Raw genomic sequence first — 20,153 nt, 5'->3', positions numbered from 1 at the left:
CCACCCACCTACCGGAAGGACGGTGGGACCCGTCCGGGTCCCGTGACGCCATGACCAGCACCAGACACCGCAGCCTCGCCCTGGGGATCGCCCTCGCCCTGCCCGCCGTCGTCCTCGCCGGCTGCGCCACGGGCGAGGCCGGCCCGGCCGCCTCCGACGCCACCGAGCACGACCACGAGCACGACGAGCACGAGGAGGGCGGCCACGGGACCGAGGCCGCGACCGACACCCCGCGCATCGCCCTGACCTACGACGGGGGCGTCGTCGTCCTCGACGGCACGAGCCTCGAACAGGTCGCCGACCTGCCCGTCGACGGCTTCACGCGCCTCAACCCCGCGGGGGACGAGCGCCACGTGATCGTCTCCGCGGGCGACGCGTTCCGCGTCCTCGACCTCGGTACGTGGGGCGAGCCGCACGGCAACCACTCGCACTTCTACACGTCCGACCCGGCCTTCACGACGGTCGAGTTCGCCGCGAACCACCCCGGGCACGTGGTCCGCCACGCGGGCCGCACGGTCCTGTTCAACGACGGCTCGGGGCTCGTCGAGTCGTTCGACCCCCACGACCTCGCCGACGGCACGCCGAAGACCACCACGTACACGACCCCGTCGCCGCACCACGGCGTCGCGGTCGAGCTCGAGAACGGGAACCTGCTGGTCACCGACGGCACCGAGGACGCCCGGTCGAGCGTCGTCGTCCTCGACAGCGCGCGCCACGAGATCGCGCGCACCGACGCCTGCCCGGGAGTGCACGGCGAGGCCGTCGCGTCCGACGAGGCCGTGGTCGTGGGCTGCCAGGACGGCGTGGTCGTCTACGCAGGCGGCGAGCTGACCAAGATCGCGTCGGCCGACGCCTACGGCCGCATCGGCAACCAGGCCGGGTCCGAGGAGTCCCCGGTCGTCCTGGGCGACTACAAGACCGACCCCGACGCCGAGCTCGAACGCCCCACCCGCGTCTCGCTCGTGGACACCGTGTCCCAGCAGATCACCCTGGTCGAGACGGGCGCGAGCTACTCGTTCCGCTCGCTCGGCCGCGGCCCGCACGGTGAGGCCCTGGTCCTCGGGACCGACGGGGAGCTACGCGTCATCGACCCCGCCACGGGCGCGATCACCCGCACCATCGCCGTGACGGGCGCCTGGACCGAGCCCGACGACTGGCAGGCCCCGCGACCCACGCTCTTCGTGCTCGACCACACCGCGTACGTCACCGACCCCGCGACGAAGGCCGTGCACGCGGTCGACGTCGAGTCGGGCGAGGTCTACGCGAGCACCACGCTCGACGTCGTCCCCAACGAGCTGACGGGCGTCACGGGCCTCCCGGAGTAGGCCCCGCCCTCCCGGGCCCTCCCTGCCCGACGGCGCCGCGCGCCCCGGGCGACACCTCCCGACAGAGAGGTGGTCGCCCGGGGCGCGCTCCGTCGTCGGGCACGTCAGGGCTCTATGAGCGCCTCCTCGAGGCGGTCCAGCAGGGCCACCTGACCCGCGACCACCAGGTCGCGCGCCCGCGCGAGCGGCACCCACTCCACGCGGTCCAGCTCCGGGAACCTCGCCCGGCGCCCCGAGCGCGGCGGCCACTCCATCTCGAACGTGTTGCTCACCGCGGTGCTCACGTCGAAGTCGGCCCGGCGCGCCCACGCCCGGACCGTCTTGCCCCCGCGCTGCCGGATCTCGCCCAGGTCGACCTCGGGGCCGTCGGGCGGCGACGATCCCAGCTCCTCGGTGAACTCGCGCACCGCAGCGTCGTGCGGGTCCTCGTCGGCCGCGTGCTCGCCCTTGGGGATCGTCCACGCACGCTCGTCCTTGCGTGCCCACAACGGCCCGCCCATGTGGCCGAGCAACGCCTCGAACGCGCCGTCGTCCGCGACCCGGTAGAGCAGGAGCCCCGCGCTCGTGACCACGGCTCAGTACACCGCCGGGCGCGCCTGGAGCTCGGCGAGCACCGCCGGGTCCTGCAGGTTCATCCAGGCGATGACGTCCTGGTACGTCGCACAGATGGTCTCCGGCTTGCCGCACGTCTCGAGCATGAACTCCTTCGCGGCAGGGTTGAACGCGTTGCCGCTCCACTGGTTGAAGTGGTTCGCCACGAGCACCGGCGCCCGGTTGCCGGTGAACGCCGCCGAGTACATGTGGCGGTACGTCTCCAGGACCGCGGCCTGGATCTCCGGGGCCCGCTCGGGCTGGTTCTTCGCCTTGTTGAACTTGTACCAGAAGTTGTAGTCCATGGCCATGACGCTGCCCAGCGTCGGGGAGCTCGTCGTCTGCATGCGGAACTCCCACACGCCGTACTCCTGCTTGGGCCACGCGATGCCGCTGCCCGGGATCGACGAGTCGTAGGTCAGCCCGTGCGCGGCCCACGCCGGGGCGATCTGGTCCCAGTTCCCCTCGAGGCACGGCGTCCGGCCACCCTTGACCTCGGACGCCGGGATCGCGAGCGGCGGTGTGCCCTGCAGGCCGTCGATCTCCTGCCATCCGTTCCAGAACCCGAAGAACTGGTCGAGCTCGCTGTTCCAGTCGGCCGTCGACCACGACGCCCCGCCCGGCGGGTTGTCCGCGCAGAAGTGACCGTTGTAGTGCGTCCCGATCTCGTGCCCCTCCATCCACGCCGCGTTGAGGTCGCCCACGAGCGTCGTCACGGTGGCGGCATCACCGCCGAAGCTCACCGACGCCTTGCCCGTCGGGTGCCCCGGCCCCGTATAGGCGTCGCGGTGGTCGTCCGTGAGGAGGTAGATGCCCGTGAGGAACCCCGTGAACCGCGCGTTCACCTGCGCCGCGGCCTCACGGAACTCGGTCCAGCGGTCGTGCCACCCGGCGCCGTCGAACGAGAAGATGACGAACTGCGGAGGCGCCTGCCCCGGGGCGAGCTTCGTCATCGGCACGTTCGACGCGGCACGCGTCGGGGTGGGGGTCGGGGTGGGCGTCGGGCTGGGTGGGGGCGTGGGGCTCTCCGACGACGAGTCTGTCGCGGAGGGACGCTCCGGCGTCGGGCCAGGGTCCGGCGCGGGCGACCCCGTGCATCCCGCGACCACCGCCAGCGCACCCACCACGGCCACCGCACCGAGCGCCGCGCGACGCAGTCCTCCGACAGGTCGGTCCGAGATCCACGACACGAGCAGTCCTTCCACGAGCGGCCAGTGCCCCCACGCTAGAGGAGGTGAAGCCGGAGCGCCCGGGCGGCGTGGTCGTCGTGCGGGCGCCTCCGCTCAGGGCTCCGGGACGTCCTCGAAGACGCTGCCCGGGTTGCGCATCAACGCGGCCCGGTCGAGCGGCCACACCTTCGCGACCGCGGTGCCCACGACGTTGTCCATGGGCACGAAACCCTTCCCCTTCTTGTCGGTGTTGTAGCGCGAGTCGCCCGAGTTCTGGCGGTTGTCGCCCAGGACGAACAGGTACCCCTCCGGGACCGTCACGTCGAACGGGATCTCGCTCGGGGCCGAGCCCGGCTTGATGTACGTCTCGTCGATCGGCACACCGTTGACCGAGACCCGACCCTGCGCGTCGCAACACGTCACGTGGTCGCCCGGCAGGCCGATGACCCGCTTGATGAGGTGCTCGTTCGCGTCCACCGGACGGATGCCGATGAACGTCAGGAACGTCTCCCCCGCCTTGACCAGCCCCGTCGACTCGTTCTGCGGCTGGCTCGCGAGCCAGCCGCCCGGGTCCTTGAAGACCACGACGTCGCCGCGGTGCACGTCGAGGAACCGCGGGACCAGGCGCGAGGCCAGGACCCGGTCGTCCTTGATGAGCGTGTCCTCCATCGACTCGCTGGGGATGACGAACGGCTGGACCAGGAACGTCTTGATGAGGAACGAGATGATCAGCGCGGCGACGACGATGATGCCGACCTCGCGCGCGAAAGACCAGCGGCTCCTGGTGGGGGCAGGGGTGTCGTCGGTGTCCGGGGCTGGGGTGGCCGGGGTTGCTGGGTCGCTCGGTTCGGCCGGGGCAGCCCGGTCGCCGGACGTCGCCCCGCCCCGCGCGTCCTCGCCGGGGGCCGGCGCGGGACGCGCAGGGAAGACCGAGTCGACGTCGGGGGCTGCGGCGAACGCACCGGACGGTCTCGGCTGGTCGTCTGCGCTGTCTGCGTCGTTCGAGGTCACGGAGACACTCTTCCACCGATGGGCCGAACCGGCCGGTTCATCTCGGGCGGACCGGACATGTCGCGGTGGCGCGAGGGCACCCGGCGACGCCTGGGTGCACGTGATTGGCTCCCGGCACGACGCCGCCGGCGTCCGACGGCGCTGTCAGAGGTACTGACCGACGTCCGCCTGAGGCTTCCACCGTCCCGACGTGGCGACGTCCCGCAGAGCCCGCTCGTCGAACGACGTCCCCAGCTCGAGCACGGCCCGACGCGCGACCTCCCGCAGGTCCGAACCCATGCACCCCTCGAGGAGACGCGCGGTCGCGCCGAGATCGAGGTCCAGCCCCAACGGATCGAGGTACCGCTCCAGGATCGCGACCCGCTCCGCGACTCCCGGCCGGGGTAGCGTGAGGATCGTGTCGAAGCGTGCGGTGCGCTGAGCCGCCGGGTCGATCGCTCCGGGGTCGTTGGTCGTCGCGATGGTGAAGACGTCGGAGAGCTGCTTGATCCCGTCGAGCGCCCCGAGGAAGTCCGCGAGCGCCTCGGGGTTCGACCCCTTCTTCCGGTGGCCGATGATGAGGTCCACGTCCTCGAGGATGACGACCAGCGGGCCGAACGTCTCGCCCTCGTCGTACACGTCGCGGATCGCGCTGCGCATCGTGGCCGCGTCCGCGAAGATCACGGTGAACTCGCCCTGGAGCTCGGACGCCAGGACGCGCGCGAGGTGCGTCTTGCCGACGCCGGGAGGCCCGGCGAGGAGCATCCCCCGGGTCGTCCCCAGCCCCAGGCTCCGCATGAGATCGCGTTTGGACGTGGCGGCGTCGACGAAGACGTCGACCTCGCGCCAGAGCGACTCCGGCAGGACCAGGGTCGAGCGGTCGACGGGCTCGGCCGCCGAGACCGACAGAAGGAGCATGTGCTCGGCGAAGGTGGCCTCGAGGACCCGCGAGCGGTAGGGGTTGAGCTCACCCTTGGCGAGCGCCAACAGCTCATGCATGACGTCCTGGGCGTGCGGCCGGTCCTCGGTGCGGGAGTAGACCTTGAGCTCGCGCGCGTAGGACGCGTTGTCGATCGCGAGGCAGAGCGGCACCTGCGCGAGCGAGCCCGGCGGGAAGAACGCGACGAGCCGCGCGGGCACCATGTGCTCCGCGACGGTCCCGATCTGGAGCGGCGCCCACGTCGGCGGCTCCCCGTCGCCCGGACCTCCGACCTCCGTGACGCCGTGCCGCTGCATCCGGTCGCCGAGCACGTGTCCGAGGACGGCGATCCCGGTCATGGACGCGACGTGGTCGACCGCCACGAGCCCGGACTGCGGGACTCCGAGGCGTCGTGCCGCCCACGCCTTCTGGCTCGCCGTCTCCGACTCACCGGCACCCAGAAGGAGCCCGAGGGTGCGCAGCACCTCGAGCGTCGTCTCCCCGGCATCTCCGAGGATCCGCTCGTACTCGTCGTAGTCGTGCATCAGGTCTCCCGCGGTGACTGTGGCGGGACGCTCCCGGCCGGCCCATCCTGCCGGACGAGCGCTCGGGTCGTCGTCGGTTTTTGCGGGCGTCGGGGCCGGCCTCGCCCCGAAACCCCTGGTGGGCGGCGAGTGGTGGTCTTGAGAGAGCGTCAACAATTGTTGGCGACCCCCGAAACAACGCCCCCGCCTCTACCTCGGCCCGCCCCAAGCACTCGATGCGCTATCGGGAACGACGAAGGGCCCCGACCACTGGTCGGGACCCTTCGTGCTTGCGGTAGCGGTGAGATTCGAACTCACGGTGGACTTTCACCCACACACGCTTTCGAGGCGTGCTCCTTAGGCCACTCGGACACGCTACCCAGCCGGGAAGTCCCGGCTGCAGAAGGATACCCGCTCGCGGCGCCTGGACCGAATCGGGCACCCCGCACGCCTGCCGGCACCCGTGGGAGGCCGCCGTCGGACGCCCGGGGCGAGCCCCGCCGTCGGGCACCCGACGCACCCCGAACTCACATCCTCACCTACCCCGTGTCATAGCGACCTCACAGGTTCGGGCGGCTCCATGGAGGAGTTCACTTCCCCGTCACCTGGAGGTCACCCGTGACCCAGCCCCCACAGCTCGCGCTGTACCTCGTCGACCTGGTCGCCGTGCTCGTCCTGACGTTCGGCCTCTACTTCCCGCGTCATCGGCGCCGCGACCTGGTCGTGGCCTACCTGGGCGTGAACGTGGGCGTGCTGGCGGTCGCGGCGACGCTCGCGAGCAGCACGGTCGGCGCGGGCCTGGGCCTGGGCCTCTTCGGCGTCCTGTCGATCATCCGGCTGCGGTCGACCGAGCTCAGCCAGCACGAGGTCGCGTACTACTTCGCGGCCCTCGCCCTGGGCCTCCTAGGGGGCCTCGGCGCGACCGCGGGCTGGCTCGGCGTCGCGGGCAGCGCCCTGATCCTGGTGGTCATGGCGGTCGCGGACCACCCGCGGCTGCTGCGGCGCCACCGCAGTCAGGTCGTCCTGCTCGACCGCGCGCTCCCCGACGAGGCCGGCCTCGTCGCCTACCTCGAACAGCTCCTCGGGGCGCACGTGCACTCGGCGTCGGTCCAGCGCCTCGACCTGGTGAACGACACGACCCTGGTCGACGTCCGCTTCGAGGTCGCCCCGGGCGGCGGCGTCGCGGCGAGCAGCGGGGTCGACGTCGCCGCGGCCCTCGCGGCCCCGACCGGGCCTGCAGCCCGCACGGGGGTGACGGCGTGACCACGCTCCTGCCCGACGGCGCCGCGCCCGACACTCTCGCCGCACCTGCCGCGGGGTTCTCCCCCGTGTCGCTCGACGAGCTCGTGGCCTCGGCGTCGCTCCAGACCCGGATCGACCGCAAGTACGTCCTGCGGCGCGCGGAGGCACGGGCGGTCCTGGCCGACCTGGCCGAGCGCGAGCCGGGCGTGCGGGTGCTCGACGTCGACGGCCGTCGGGAGTTCTCGTACGAGTCGGTGTACTTCGACACCCCGGACCTGACGAGCTTCCACCTGGCCGCGCACCGCCGTCGGCGGCGGTTCAAGGTCCGTACCCGGACCTACCTGGACTCGGGCGAGGCGTGGCTCGAGGTCAAGACGCGCGCCGCGCGCGGCTCGACCGTCAAGGACCGCGTGGAGCACGACCTCGCGGGCCGCTGCGAGCTGGGCGAGGGCCGACGCTTCGTGTCGGCGACGCTCGACGGCGCCGCGATCCCCGAGGCGGCCGACCTGCCGCTCGCGGCGGGCCTCGTGACCAGGTACCGGCGCTCGACGCTGCTCCTTCCCGGGACGAGACCCGGTGCGCCTGCGGCTCGCGCGACGCTCGACACGGGCCTGACGTGGCTGCTCGACGAGGGCACGCCCGCGGGCCGGTTCGCGGCGGTCCCCGACCTCGTGGTCGTCGAGACCAAGACCGGGTCGACGCCGTCGTGCCTCGACCACCTGCTCTGGCGCAGCGGACACCGGCCGCAGCGCATCTCCAAGTACGGCACGGGTCTGGCGGTCCTGCGCCCCGACCTGCCGAGCACCCCGTGGCGACGTGTCGTCCGCCGCTGGGTCGAACCCTCCCTGACCACCACTCCCGACAGGAGCACCTGATGCGACTCCGCAGACCCACCACCGTCACGACCGCTGTCCTGACCGCCACGCTCACGGCCGCCGCGCTCGTCGGCTGCTCGGCGGACACCGGCACGAGCACCACCACGAGCGACGCCGCCTCCGCCACCACGGCCTCGGCCGCGGTCGCGGGCCTGACCCCCGAGGAGGCCATGGCCGCGAACGCCGACCCGCACTCCTCGGGTGCGGACGACGAGGACCTCTCGTGGGACGAGTCCGAGGAGGTCGGGATCTCGCTCGACGGCGACTCGGCCCGGGCGGACGGTGACGGCGCGACCGTCGACGGCTCGACCGTCACGATCACCCAGGCCGGGACCTACCGCGTCACGGGGGACCTGACCGACGGGCGGCTCGTCGTGGCGTCGTCGGGCGACGGCGTGGTGCGCCTCGTGCTCGACGGCGCGAGCGTCACGTCCTCGACGACCTCGGCGCTCGTCGTCGAGGACGCCGCGACCGCGGTCGTGGTCCTGGCCGACGGCTCGACGAATCACCTGGAGGCCACCGGTGCTGCTGTGGACGCCGATGCGGACGGCAGCACCGACGAGCCCGACGCAGCCCTGTTCTCCTCGGCCGACCTCACGATCGGCGGCACCGGGTCGCTCGACGTGGTCAGCGCCGCGACCGACGGGATCGCGAGCAAGGACGGCCTGGTGATCGCGGGCGGCACCCTCACGGTCGACGCGGGCGACGACGGCCTCCGCGGCAAGGACTACCTCGTCGTGACCGACGACGCGTCGGTCACCGTGACCGCGGCGGCCGACGGCCTCAAGTCCACGAACGCCGACGACGAGACCATGGGCTACGTCGCGGTCCTCGGCGGGACGGTCGACGTCACCTCGGGCGACGACGGCATCCAGGCCGAGACCGACGCGATCGTCGCGGACGCGACCGTGAAGATCACCGCGGCAGGCGGGCCCGGCACGGAGGTCGCCGACGACGCCTCGGCCAAGGGCATCAAGGGCGACGTCGGGGTCGTGGTCGGCGGCAGCGCGACCGTGGACGTCTCCGCCGCGGACGACGGCCTGCACTCGAACGGCGCCGTGTCGGTCTCCGGTGGCAATCTCTCGCTCGCCTCGGGCGACGACGGCGTCCACGCCGACGGCGACCTCACGATCACGGGCGGCACCCTCACCGTCTCGGAGTCGGTCGAGGGCCTCGAAGGGGCCACGATCACGCTCGCGGGCGGTGACGTCGACATCACCGCGTCCGACGACGGCGTGAACGCCGCGGGCGGGACGAGCACCGACACCACGGGCACCGGCACCGCGCAGGAGGGCCCCGCACCGCAGGACGGCCAGGCGCCGGACGACTTCACTCCCCCGGCGGACGGCGAGCGCCCCACCCTGCCCGACGGCACGGTCCCCGGCGACGGCACGGCCGGCGCTCCCCCGGCCAGGCCCGACGGCGAGATGCCGTCCGGCGAGATGCCCGACGGCGCAGCTCCCGGCGGGCAGGCGGGCGGCCAGGGCGGCGGCGCACCGGGCGGCGAGGCGGCGGGCGACTACTCGCTCACGATCTCGGGCGGCACCCTCGTGGTCGACGCGGGCGGCGACGGCCTGGACAGCAACGGCACGCTCGAGATCACGGGCGGGACCACCGTGGTCCAGGGGCCGACGAACGCCGGGAACGGCGCGCTCGACGTCAACGGCACGTTCACGATCTCAGGAGGCACGCTGCTCGCGGCGGGCAGCTCGGGCATGGCCGTGGCCCCCGACACCGACTCGTCGCAGGGCTGGGTCGCCGCGAACCTCGACCAGAGCGCCGTGGCCGGGACCGTCGTCCACGTGCTCGCCGAGGACGGCACGACCCTCGTGTCCTACGAGGTCACCAAGGACACGCAGAACGTCGTCTACTCGTCGCCCGAGATCGAGACGGGCGCCACCTACGTCTTCCGGACCGGCGGGACGCTCGGTACCCCGGACGACACGGGGCTCTCGTCGGACGGCACCAGCGACGGCGCGACGCAGGCGGCGACAGCCGTCGCGGGCGAGTTCGCGGGCGGCGGCATGGGCGGCATGGGCGGCGGTCGCAGGCCCGGCACCGACGGCTCGACCGGCTCGAGCGACACCTCGGGCGGGACGGCCACGAGCGGCGCGTGACGCCGTCGGGCCCCTGACGACGAACGCGCCAGGGGCGCCGCACCCGACGGTGCAGCGCCCCTGGCCGTCCCGGACCGACCCGGGACGGTCACGCAGGTCTCAGGCCGAGCAGGGCCGACCCGCGTCCCACGCACCCCAGACGTTGCTCCCGGGCACCTCGCCACGGGTCCACCACTGAGCGGTGTGGTTCACGCCCGCACGCGAGACGACCGCGCCGCCCGAGTACGTGGCCTCGAGCGAGAACGCCGGGGCACACTTGACGACCTCGACCACGGGGGCCGTGCCGCACGGGCCGATCTTCTGCCACGGGCTGCCCGAGGTCGCGGCGGGAGCCGTGCCACGCGTCCACCACTTGGCCTTGTACTCGTTGCCCTCGTGCGAGATCACGTCGCCCGACGTGTAGACGCCCGAGCCGTACCAGGGGGCGGCGCACTGCGCGCCGACCTGCGGGCCGGGGGTCGACGCGCGCAGCGTCGCACCGAGGGTCGAGCCGAGCTCGTTCTTGTAGTCGCCCGTGAGGTCCCACCACATGGCGCCGCCGTAGCCCTGGACCGCCAGCCACTCGGCCTTCGCGTTCACGGACGCCTTGTCGTCGTAGCTCCACCACTGGTCGCCGTCGTAGCGCCACGAGGCGCCGATCGTCGGGTCGAAGTACGCCTTGCCGACAGTGCGCAGCTCGGCGTACGTCTTGGTCCCGATGTAGCCGGCTGCGGGCTTCCACCCGGCACTGCCGTCCGCGACGCCGTACCAGCCGTGGCCGTAGGCCGCGAGGCCCGCGTTGAGCTGCTGCGGGTCCGCGCCCGCGTTGACGTACATGCCCATGGCGCCGTCGAGGCCCAGGCCCCAGTTCTCGGTGCCGTCCGGGTGCAGGTTCCCCTGGTGCCCCGTCTTGTTGGGGACCCAGCCGCCGTGGAAGTCGTAGCCCTGGACGTTGAGGAAGTCGACGACCGCGAAGAGCCGCGGGTCGAGCCATCCGCCCTGGCCGGCGTTCCAGCCACCCGCGGGGGCGAAGCCGGTGAGCAGGTAGTCCTGACCGCTCTGAGCGCCCAGCGCGTCGAGCGAGGTGCGGAACTCCTCCATGAGGAGCAGGAAGTTCTCCTTGTCCTCGGGGCGCGCGTTCGCGGTCTCGCCACCGGTGACGGGCCACTCCCAGTCGATGTCGATGCCGTCGAAGATGCCGGCGGCCGCGCCCGGCCCACCCTTGTCACCGATCTGCGGCAGGTTGCCCTTGATGTAGATGTCGAGGCACGAGTTCACGAGCTTCGTGCGCCCCTCGGCCGTGGACGCGGCCTCGGAGAAGTTGTCCGACCAGGTCCAGCCGCCCAGCGACACGAGGATCTTGGTGTCGGGGCTGACGGCCTTGAGCTTGCGGAGCTGGTTGAAGTTGCCCGCGAGCGCCTGGCCGGCCTTGTCGGCCTTGCCGTCGACGGACTGGTTCGCGGGCACGAGGCGCAGGAAGTCGTTCTGCGCGTCGCCCTCGCCGGGCACCTGGTTGATGTCGCACACGAGGTCGGTCGTGACGTTGCCGAACGCGTAGTTGAGGTGGGTCAGGTCCTTGATCGCCCCGGTCGACACGAGGTTCGCGACGTGGAAGTCGCGAGTGATCGGGCCGTCGGCCATGAAGTAGCCGACGCTGCGGTAGCCGTTGATGTCGTCAGGGCCTGCGGACGACGAGGTGGTGGCGGGCTTGGCGGTAGGGGCGGCGGCCTGGGTTGCCGGTGCCACCACGACGGAAGCGGCGAGCACCGCGGCTGCGGCGATCGCCACCGGCGCGAGCCGGCGTCTGGGTGTGTCTTGCATGTGAGGGCCTCGTTGCTCTCCTCCGGGCACGCCCGGAACTTTGTTCGGACGCCTCGCACAGTAGACCCGAAAGGAACCTTTGCCAAGGGTCTTAACCAATACGAGGGCGTGTTGGGCCGAACGCCCCGATTTGCCCCCTGGACGGGCGTCCTACTCGGCGCATTTCCTCGGTTTGTCGTGTGCCCGATCCCACGTCGCGCGAGCCTCCCCGCGCCGCCTCCCACCTCACCTCCTGCCCGGGGCGCCGCACCTCACACCGTTCCTTGTGGAAGCCCTCCCGAGGCCGTCGTACGCTCGGATCGTGCCCCCGCAGATCCCCGCGACCCCAGCAACCAGCCCCACCATCGACGACGTCGTCCACCTGCTGCGCGGCAAGCGGCTCACCGCGCTGACGGGTGCCGGCATCTCGACCGACTCGGGCATCCCCGACTACCGCGGGCCCGACTCCCCGCCCCGCAACCCCATGACCTACCAGCAGTTCGTCGGGGACGAGGCGTTCCGCCGCCACTACTGGGCCCGCAACCACGTGGGCTGGCAGCGCGTACACCGCACGCACCCCAACGCCGGCCACAAGGCGCTGGTCCGGCTCGAGGAGCGCGGCGTCCTCGAAGGGATCATCACGCAGAACGTCGACCTGCTCCACGAGGACGCGGGCTCGCGCAACGTCATCGACCTGCACGGTCGCTACGACCGCGTGATCTGCCTGTCCTGCGCGCGCGTCATCTCGCGCGAGCACCTGGCCGACCGGCTCACCGAGCTCAACCCGCACTTCCTGGAGAGCATCGGCGACCTCGACGACGTCGAGACCGCGCCCGACGCGGACGCCGTGATCGAGTCGACCTCGCACTTCGTGCCCGCCGCGTGCGAGTTCTGCGGCGGCGTGCTCAAGCCGGAGATCGTGTACTTCGGCGAGAACGTCCCGCGCGAGCGGGTCGAGCGGGCCTTCGCCATGGTGGACGCGGCCGACGCCCTGCTCGTCGCCGGCTCGTCGTTGACCGTCCTGAGCGGGCTCCGGTTCGTCAAGCACGCCGTGAAGACCGACAAGCCCGTCGTGATCGTCAACCGCGGTGCGACCCGGGGAGACCCGCTGGCCACGATCAAGCTCGAAGCAGGGGTCTCCGAGACGCTCGAGGAGCTCGCGGACAGGCTCTGACGCCGCCGGCGGACGAGGGCGTCCGAGCCCTCACGCCCCGAGGCGGATCGCCACGATCCCCGCCACGGCGCAGATCGTCGCCGTGACGCGCCGCACGCTCAACGGTTCGCGGAACACGAGATAGCCGATCGCACCTGCGGCGAGGACGCCTGTCTCACGCAGCGCCGAGACGACCGCGAGCGGCGCGACCGACTGCGCCCAGACGACGATCGTGTAGGCCACGAGCGAGAGGACGCCACCGAGCGCACCCATCGGGGCGTGCGCGCGCAGTCCCCGGGCGAACTCGCGCTTGTCCCGTGCCAGCACCAGGCAGACGACGGGGATCGAGACCCCCTGGAGCAGGAACAGCCACGCCGCATAGCTGAGCGGCTCCCCCGAGAGGCGCACCCCGACGCCGTCGAGCACCGAGTACGCCGTGATGGTGACGCCGACCACGACCGAGATGAGCGTGCCCGCCGTGCTCGCACGCCCCTTCGGCGCCCAGGCCAGCGTGAGCAGCGCCAGCGCGACCACCGCGACGCCCCCGAGCTGCGCCGCCGTCATCCGCTCCCCGAGGAACAGCGTCGAGACGAGGGTGACGCCGAGCACGGCGATACCGCGGGTGAGGGGGTACGCGCTGCCGAAGTCCGACGTCGCGTACGCCGCCGTGAGCAGCAGGAGGTAGAGCGTCTGGACGGCGGCCGACACCAGCAGGTAGGGCCACGCGGACGACCCGGGGAGCGGCAGGACCAGGCAGCCGATCCCCCCGACGACGAGATACACCAGCGCGATGAGCGTCGAGGAGACCAGCCGCGCAGGGATGGCCTTGGCGATCGCGTTCCACGTACCGTGCAGCAGCGCGGCACCGAGGACCACGAGGACGACGGACCCGGTCACCCTGCCGACCCAGGCGTGTCTCCGTCACCGGTGGCGTCGGCGACGCGCCGCGCGCGGAGCAGGACGGCCTGCTCGGGCCGGAGCGCGGGCATGACCACGCCGGCCGTGGCGAGGACCGCCCCGCTCAGCGTGACCGCCCCGCCCGCCCACCACGGCGCCGGGTCGGCACCGTCGGGGAGGCCGCCGACGAGGACGGGCTCGACGCGGTAGGTCCCGCCACGCTCGAGCCCGGGGAGCCGGACACGTCCCGGGCTCGCCACCGCGGCACGCGTGAGGGACACGTACGAGTACACCGCCTCCGACCCGTCCGGGGCCACGACGCCGTGGAGGGTGAGCGAGGTGTCCGGGTGGTCGAGGCGCACCACCTCACCACCGTGCAGCAGCGCACGGTGCTCCTTGTAGAAGGCGATCCACCCGGCGAGCTCGGCACGCTCCGTGGCGCTCGCCGCTCGCAGGTCCCACTCCACGCCGAGATGCCCGAACAGGGCGGTGATCGCGCGGAACGACAATGACTGGACCCTCCCGGTCGTGTGCGAGGCGCCCGACGCTACGTGCGCCCCGATCATCTCGGGCGGCACGAGCTGACCCGTCCACCGGTTGATCTGCTGGCGCTCGAGGGGGTCGTTGTCGTCGGACGCCCAGATGCGGTCGGTGCGTTCGAGGACACCGAGGTCGACCCGGCCGCCCCCCGAGGAGCACGACTCGATCTCGAGACCCGGGTAGCGCGACCTCAGCTCGTCGACGAGCCGGTAGAAGGCGAGCGTCTGCTCGTGCACGCCAGGGCGGCCGTCGGGCCCCGATCCCGCGTCGACCAGGTCGCGGTTGTGGTCCCACTTGATGTACGCGATGTCGTACTCGTCGAGGATCGCGCACAGGGCGTCACGGACGTGGGCGTAGCACTCGGGGATCCCGAGGTCGAGGACCTGCTGGTGGCGTGACTCGACGGGCAGGCGGCCGCCCGTCGCCATGATCCACTCCGGGTGCGCGCGTGCGAGCTCGGAGTCGACGTTGATCATCTCGGGCTCGAACCACAGCCCGAACTGCAGGCCCAGCCCTCGCACGTGGTCGACGAGCGGGTGCAGCCCCTCGGGCCAGACGTCCGGCGAGACGAACCAGTCGCCCAGACCGGCGCGGTCGTTGCGCCGGCCTCCGAACCAGCCGTCGTCGAGCACGAATCGTTCGACGCCGAGCTCTGCCGCGTGATCGGCGAGGTCTCGCAGGGTGTCGACGTCGTGGTCGAAGTAGACGGCCTCCCACACGTTGAGCGTGACCGGGCGGGGCGACGTCGGGTGCTGCGGACGCGCGCGCAGGTGCCGGTGCGTGCGCCGCGCCGCGTCGTCCAGCCCGGCCCCGTAGATGCCGTAGACCCAAGGGCTCGTGTACCGCTCCCCGCGGGCGAGGCGCACCTCGCCGGGCAGCAGCAGCTCGCCCCCACCGATCAGCTGTTCGCCGCTCAGGACCCGCTCGACCTGGTGGACGTGGTTGCCGGACCACCCGGTGTGCACCCCCCAGACCTCACCGTGTCCGAAGCCGAACCCGGGCGTGCCGACCGAGAGCACGGTCGCCGCGTCGAGCCCGGTACGGCCGCGTCGACCTTCTCGGCGATGGGTCCCGACCGTCACGGTGCTGCGTTGCGGTGCACGTTCGCCGCCCCACCGACCGGCCAGGTCGAGGATCTCGCTCGCCACGGGCGGGGTGGGCATGCTGAGCAGGACCTGGTCGAGCTGGTAGGGGCTGTCCCCCGTGTTCTCGACCCCGGCGCGCAGGCGCACGATCCCCGCCGCCGACAGCTCGACGGTGAGGGTCAGTGCCAGCTCGGCGGCGTCGTCGACGGCGTTCACGACGAGCGCGCCGCTCCCCTGCTCGACGAGACGAGGGGCCGTCGGTGCGAGCAGCTCGCGCCCGTCGAGCAGCGCCGACGTCGTGCGCCAGAGCGGCGACCAGGCCGCGCCCGCCCGGGACCCGCTGACTCCTGGGGCGCCCATCCAACCGCGCGCGTGCTCCGGCAGGATCGCGATCTGCACCGGGACGTCGACCTCGCTCGCACCGACGGGCAGGACCGCGGTCTGCCGCAGCGCGTCGAAGCCCTCCTCGCCGAGCGGCCCCGGGTCTGCACCCCAGTGCACGATCGAGGGCAGGGAGTCGTCTGCGAGGTCCAGCGCGAGCATGACTCCACCGGAGCGCAGGATCAGGCCGAGGAGTGGTTGCTGGGTGGTCATCGGGGACCTTTCCGTAGGTGGGTGGTGCGGTCGGCGCCCGGCTCGCGACCGCACGGGACGGAGCGAGCGGGATCCGCTAGTGTTTGCGTCATCATGAGGCCCTCATCGAACACACCGTCCGGAGCCGACGCTCCTGCCCGGCCCCGCGCCTCGATCAACGACGTCGCGAAGCATGCCGGTGTCTCCGCGCAGACCGTCTCGCGCGTCGCGAACGGACAGATGAACGTCAGACCGGCGACCCGTGAACGGGTGCAGGCATCGATGCGGGCCCTCGGATACCGGCCCAACAGCGCGGCACGCAACCTGAAGTCGGGCCGGTTCCGCAGCATCGGGTTCGTCACCTTCAACCTCGCCACGCTCGGCACCGAGCGCACGCTCAACGCCATCGCCGAGGCCTCCGAGGCCGCCGGGTACACGACCACGCTGCTGCCGGTCAAGGATCCGACGCAGATTGACGTCGCCGGTGCCTTCAGCCGGCTCGAGGAGCAGGCCGTCGACGGCATCATCCTCGTGATGTCGGCCAAGATCGACTCGCTCGACGAGCTCAAGCTCACGGCCGGCCTGCCCCTGGTGATCGTCGACTCCGACGCCAACCTTCCCTACACGATCGTCGACACCGACCAGGAGCAGGGCGCCCAGATCGCGCTGCAGCACCTGCTCGACCTCGGGCACCGCGACATCGTGCACATCTCCGGCCCCTCGACCTCCTTCTCGGCCAAGCGCCGAGCCGCGGCCTACCGCCAGATCATGTTCGACGCCGGGCTCCCCGCCCACCCGGTCCTCGTCGGTGACTGGACCGCGAGCTCGGGGCTCGCGCGCACCCGCGAGCTCCTCGCCTCCGCACAGCCACCGACCGCGGTGTTCGCCGGCAACGACCAGATGGCGCTCGGCGCGATGCACGCGATCCACGAGCACGGCTGGAGCGTTCCTGCCGACGTCAGCGTGGTCGGCTTCGACGACACCGACGACGCGGCGTCGTACTGGCCGGCGCTGACCACCGTGCACCAGAACTTCGACGCCGTGGGCCGGCAGGCGACGAGGCTCCTGCTCTCGATCATCGACGGCGAACCGAGCGAGACGCAGAAGATCCTGATCCCGACCCGGCTCGTCGTCCGCGAGAGCACCGGCCCCGTGCGCCGCACCTAGCTCCGAGGAGACGGTCATGCCTCGGTCGGTCCCAGCTCGGGACGCGCGACGAGCTGCGCGGTGGCCGACGCGGCACCGATCGTCTCGAAGACGAGCACCTCGTTCTCCCCGGCCCTGGTCACGGGCGCAGGCACGTACGAGGTGCGCTGCGGACCCCGGCTCCAGTAGCGGCCCAGGTTGACGCCGTTCACCCAGAGGACGCCCTTCCCCCACCCTCGCAGGTCGAGGTGGAGGTCGGCGGCCTCGTCCAGCACGAACGAACCGCGGGCGAACGCGGGTCCGCAGACCGCCGGGCTCGGTGCCCCGACGACGGCGACGTCCCCTCCCTCGTCGGCACGCGACAGCGCGTCCCGGATCGGCTCGAGATCCTCCAGACGCACGCCCCCTGCGACCCAGGTGGTGATCTCCACGCCGTCGAGCGTGACCGGACCGATCAGGCCCTTCGCCTCGCCGAGCCGCGGCCCGTAGTTCACGCCGCCGAGATTCTCGACGAGGACCGTGAGCTCGCCGCTGGCACGGCTCGGCAGAGGCAGCATCCGCTCGTGGAGCTCGCGGTCGAGCGTCCCGACGAGCGCGCCGTCGAGGAAGACCTGGGCGCGGTCCCGCACCTCGGAGAACGTGAGGAGCCCCCCGTGCTCGACCGTCGTCGAGTAGCAGGTGAAACCCCGGGTCGAGCCGAGCTCGGTCGCGTCGGGAAGGTGGTCGAACGGCTGCGCGTCGATCACCGGGACCGACCGCAGCGGCACGCTCTGGTCGAACCGGACACCGAGCACCGGGGCATCGCGGCGGACCTCGGGACGCTCCTCCGGCACGGGCGCGTACCTCGCGATCACCTCGCGAAGACGCCAGTACTTCTCGGTCGGGGTGCCGTCCTCGGCGAGCGGTGCGTCGTAGTCGTACGAGGTCACGATGGGCCGGTAGGTGCCCTTGTCGTTGGCGCCGTTCGTGAACCCGAAGTTCGTGCCGCCGTGGAACATGTAGACGTTCACGGAGGCCCCCGCCGCGAGCATCTCGTCGAGCTCGCGCGCCGACTCCTGCGCGGACGACGTGTGGTGGATCTCGCCCCAGCTGTCGAACCAGCCGCACCAGAACTCCGAGCACATCAACGGCCCCGTCGGCTGGTGCCGACGCAGGGCGGCGAGGCGCTCGGTCGCCCGCGAACCGAACGAGGCGGTCCGGTGCAGCTCGTCGAGACTGCCGTTGGCGAGCATCTCGTCGCTCGGCTGGTCGACCGTGGTCAGCGGCACGTCGATCCCGAGGTCGCGGGTCATCGACGTCAGACGCCGCAGGTACTCCCGGTCGGCGCCGTAGGCGCCGTACTCGTTCTCGATCTGTACGAGCACGACCGGTCCGCCGTGCTGGATCTGGCGCGGCCGGACGATCGCGTAGACCTCTTCGAGGTACTCGGCGATGGCCTCGAGGTACGCCGGATCGCTCGAACGCAGCGTGATCGTCGGGTCGGCGACGAGCCACCCGGGGAGCCCGCCGTCGTGCCACTCGGCACAGATGTACGGTCCCGGACGCACGATGGCGCGCATGCCCTCGGCGTGCACGAGGTCGAGGAAGCGACCCAGGTCCAGCAGGCCGTCGGTCCGGAACTCACCTCGTACCGGAGCGTGCTCGTTCCACGGCACGTACGTCTCGATCGTGTTGAGTCCCATGAGACGCGCCTTGTGGATCCGGTCGCTCCACTGGTCCTGGTGGACGCGGAAGTAGTGCAGGGCCCCCGAGAGGATCCGGAAGGGCACGGCGTCGAGAAGGAAGTCGGTCTCGCCGACGGCGAAGCTGGGCATGCATCGTCCTGTAGGTCGTGGATGGACCGCGGGGCAGCCACCGTGACGGCGGCTGCCCCGCGGGTTGGTGCGAGGCTGCTACTCGTTGACGCTGAAGCCCTGCTCGTTGCCGAACGCGACGAGCGTGTCCTGCCACTCGAGGAGCGCCGCGTTCAGGTCGCCGTTCGATCCGAGCGCCTTGCCGACCGAGTCGCCGAAGACGTTGTTGGCGTACCCCTGGTACGGCAGGTACTGCCAGTCGGCGACGACCGAGGCCGCAGATGCTGCACCGACCTGGTTGGCGGGCTGGCCCGCGTACGGCTCGAACGGGTGGTCGAGGAACTCGGGGTCGGCGAGGTCCGCGACGGTCGACGGGAAGCCCGTCGAGTTCAGCAGCGCTCGCCCTTCGCCCTCGGCGAGGAACTTGAGGACGCCCGCTGCGGCCGCCTTGTTCGCACTCTGCTCGGTGACCGCGAGGCCGCTCCCACCGTTCTCCGCGGAGGCCGGCTCGCCGTCCCACGTCGGCATCGGGGCGACGCGCCACTTGCCCGCGGGACCGTAGTCGTCCATCCCGCTGATCATCCAGGAGCCCATGAGGAGCGTGCCCAGCTTGTCCTGGGTCAGCGCCTTGGACCACTCGTCCGACCAGGTCGAGAGGCCTGAGAGCTCTCCGGCGTTGAGCCGAGCACCCCAGAAGTCGGCGAACTTCTTCGTGCCGTCGTCCTGCAGGTCGATCGTGACGCTCTCGCCGTCGGTCCGGAACGGCTGCCCGCCCGACGCCCACATCATGCTGGTGAAGAAGCCCGCGTCGCCGCTGTTCGCGATGTAGGCCTCGGGGTCCGCGGCATGGATCGCCTGCGCTGCCGCCGCGAACTCGTCCCAGGTCGCCGGCGCCTCGGTCACGCCCGCCTTGTCGTACATGTCCTTGTTGTAGATCATGACCATCGGGCCGGAGTCCATGGGCAGCGCGACGAGCTTGTCCTGCACGTTCACCGCGTTCCACGTCGAGGCGGTGAACGCCTCCTGGTAGGTCTCGAGGCCGTAGCCGTTCAGGTCGGCGAGCGCCTTGCCGAGGGTCAGCTGCGGCAGGGTCTGGTACTCGACCGGCACGAGGTCGGGCGCACCCTTGCCCGCCTTGATCGCGTTCTGCAGCTTGGTGACCACGGCGTCCGGGTTCTCGAGCTTGACGACGTCGAACGTGACGTTCGGGTACTCCTTCGAGATGCCGTCCGCGATCACCTGCGTGTCGTCGGACCAGGTCCACCACGTGAGCGTGACGTCTTCCTTGAGCGCCGCGTCCGTGTCGGTCGAGCCGCTGTCGGTCCCGGCGGTCCCGCTGCCGCAGCCCGCGAGCACTCCGGCGAGCAGGGCACCGGTGCCGACGACGGCACCGAGGCGCGCCCACCGGCGAGTGGAGATTCTCTTCATCGAGGTA

At 71.8% G+C, this 20,153-nt stretch carries 15 protein-coding genes and 1 tRNA gene; 6 read left to right on the top strand and 10 right to left on the bottom strand.

All coding sequences use genetic code 11. The annotated features are described in order from the left end of the window. Nucleotides 1-50 precede the first annotated feature (50 nt). Nucleotides 51-1,325: a zinc metallochaperone AztD gene (gene aztD / locus JOD49_RS13730; protein WP_205307667.1), complete on the top strand. Its 1,275-nt coding sequence runs from the start codon at nucleotides 51-53 to the stop codon at nucleotides 1,323-1,325. Nucleotides 1,326-1,429: 104 nt separating this feature from the next. On the opposite strand, the gene JOD49_RS13725 is transcribed toward aztD, so the two are convergent. The 5 genes from JOD49_RS13725 to JOD49_RS13705 all read right to left on the bottom strand — a co-directional run bounded on the left by JOD49_RS13725 (nucleotide 1,430) and on the right by JOD49_RS13705 (nucleotide 5,898). Next, entirely contained in the window at nucleotides 1,430-1,897 is a 468-nt protein-coding gene (locus JOD49_RS13725; protein ID WP_307822544.1) for an NUDIX hydrolase, read from the bottom strand. 3 nt (nucleotides 1,898-1,900) lie between these two features. After that, complete coding sequence (locus JOD49_RS13720) at nucleotides 1,901-2,869, bottom strand: polysaccharide deacetylase family protein (RefSeq protein ID WP_205307666.1); 969 nt, start codon at nucleotides 2,867-2,869, stop codon at nucleotides 1,901-1,903. Between the two features lie 330 nt (nucleotides 2,870-3,199). Continuing rightward, complete coding sequence (gene lepB / locus JOD49_RS13715) at nucleotides 3,200-4,096, bottom strand: signal peptidase I (RefSeq protein ID WP_307822543.1); 897 nt, start codon at nucleotides 4,094-4,096, stop codon at nucleotides 3,200-3,202. A gap of 144 nt (nucleotides 4,097-4,240) precedes the next feature. After that, on the bottom strand, nucleotides 4,241-5,539 hold the full coding sequence (locus JOD49_RS13710; RefSeq protein WP_205307665.1) for an AAA family ATPase: 1,299 nt from the start codon (nucleotides 5,537-5,539) through the stop codon (nucleotides 4,241-4,243). Nucleotides 5,540-5,811: 272 nt separating this feature from the next. Next, nucleotides 5,812-5,898, bottom strand: a tRNA-Ser gene (locus tag JOD49_RS13705). Between the two features lie 238 nt (nucleotides 5,899-6,136). On the opposite strand from JOD49_RS13705, the gene JOD49_RS13700 reads away from it, so the two are divergent. From JOD49_RS13700 to JOD49_RS13690, 3 genes are read left to right on the top strand one after another with little or no spacing between them, the layout of a single operon-like run. Next, the gene (locus JOD49_RS13700; protein ID WP_205307664.1) at nucleotides 6,137-6,781 is read left to right on the top strand and encodes a DUF4956 domain-containing protein; all 645 of its coding nucleotides are present in this window, start codon (nucleotides 6,137-6,139) and stop codon (nucleotides 6,779-6,781) included. Then, entirely contained in the window at nucleotides 6,778-7,635 is an 858-nt protein-coding gene (locus tag JOD49_RS13695; protein ID WP_307822542.1) for a polyphosphate polymerase domain-containing protein, read from the top strand. Before JOD49_RS13700 ends, JOD49_RS13695 begins: the two co-directional genes overlap by 4 nt. Beyond that, nucleotides 7,635-9,752, top strand: coding sequence for a carbohydrate-binding domain-containing protein (locus JOD49_RS13690; RefSeq protein ID WP_205307663.1), 2,118 nt, complete (start codon nucleotides 7,635-7,637; stop codon nucleotides 9,750-9,752). The genes JOD49_RS13695 and JOD49_RS13690 overlap by 1 nt, the downstream gene beginning before the upstream one ends. Nucleotides 9,753-9,851: 99 nt before the next feature. Here JOD49_RS13690 and JOD49_RS13685 read toward each other — a convergent pair whose 3' ends face one another. Continuing rightward, the gene (locus JOD49_RS13685; RefSeq protein ID WP_205307662.1) at nucleotides 9,852-11,552 is read right to left on the bottom strand and encodes a glycosyl hydrolase family 18 protein; all 1,701 of its coding nucleotides are present in this window, start codon (nucleotides 11,550-11,552) and stop codon (nucleotides 9,852-9,854) included. 301 nt (nucleotides 11,553-11,853) lie between these two features. Here JOD49_RS13685 and JOD49_RS13680 point away from each other — a divergent pair, with 301 nt between their 5' ends. Further along, nucleotides 11,854-12,705, top strand: a complete 852-nt coding sequence (locus JOD49_RS13680) for an NAD-dependent protein deacetylase (protein WP_307822541.1) — start codon at nucleotides 11,854-11,856, stop codon at nucleotides 12,703-12,705. Between the two features lie 30 nt (nucleotides 12,706-12,735). Here the strand turns inward: JOD49_RS13680 and JOD49_RS13675 are convergent, their stop codons facing one another. Together JOD49_RS13675 and JOD49_RS13670 are read right to left on the bottom strand one after the other, a co-directional pair. Then, nucleotides 12,736-13,581: an EamA family transporter gene (locus tag JOD49_RS13675; RefSeq protein ID WP_307822540.1), complete on the bottom strand. Its 846-nt coding sequence runs from the start codon at nucleotides 13,579-13,581 to the stop codon at nucleotides 12,736-12,738. Beyond that, entirely contained in the window at nucleotides 13,578-15,800 is a 2,223-nt protein-coding gene (locus JOD49_RS13670) for an alpha-galactosidase (RefSeq protein WP_205307661.1), read from the bottom strand. Before JOD49_RS13670 ends, JOD49_RS13675 begins: the two co-directional genes overlap by 4 nt. Before the next feature lie 93 nt (nucleotides 15,801-15,893). Between JOD49_RS13670 and JOD49_RS13665 the strand changes: the two genes are divergently transcribed. After that, nucleotides 15,894-16,946, top strand: a complete 1,053-nt coding sequence (locus JOD49_RS13665; RefSeq protein WP_205307660.1) for a LacI family DNA-binding transcriptional regulator — start codon at nucleotides 15,894-15,896, stop codon at nucleotides 16,944-16,946. A gap of 14 nt (nucleotides 16,947-16,960) precedes the next feature. Here JOD49_RS13665 and JOD49_RS13660 read toward each other — a convergent pair whose 3' ends face one another. Further along, entirely contained in the window at nucleotides 16,961-18,739 is a 1,779-nt protein-coding gene (locus JOD49_RS13660; RefSeq protein ID WP_205307659.1) for a glycoside hydrolase family 35 protein, read from the bottom strand. Nucleotides 18,740-18,817: 78 nt separating this feature from the next. Beyond that, nucleotides 18,818-20,146 (bottom strand): extracellular solute-binding protein, encoded by a 1,329-nt coding sequence (locus JOD49_RS13655; RefSeq protein WP_205307658.1) that lies wholly within the window; start codon nucleotides 20,144-20,146, stop codon nucleotides 18,818-18,820. Nucleotides 20,147-20,153 lie beyond the last annotated feature (7 nt).

This window comes from Oerskovia jenensis, from assembly GCF_016907235.1.
Lineage (GTDB): Bacteria > Actinomycetota > Actinomycetes > Actinomycetales > Cellulomonadaceae > Oerskovia > Oerskovia jenensis.
This window is presented reverse-complemented; position numbering and strand designations above follow the sequence as displayed.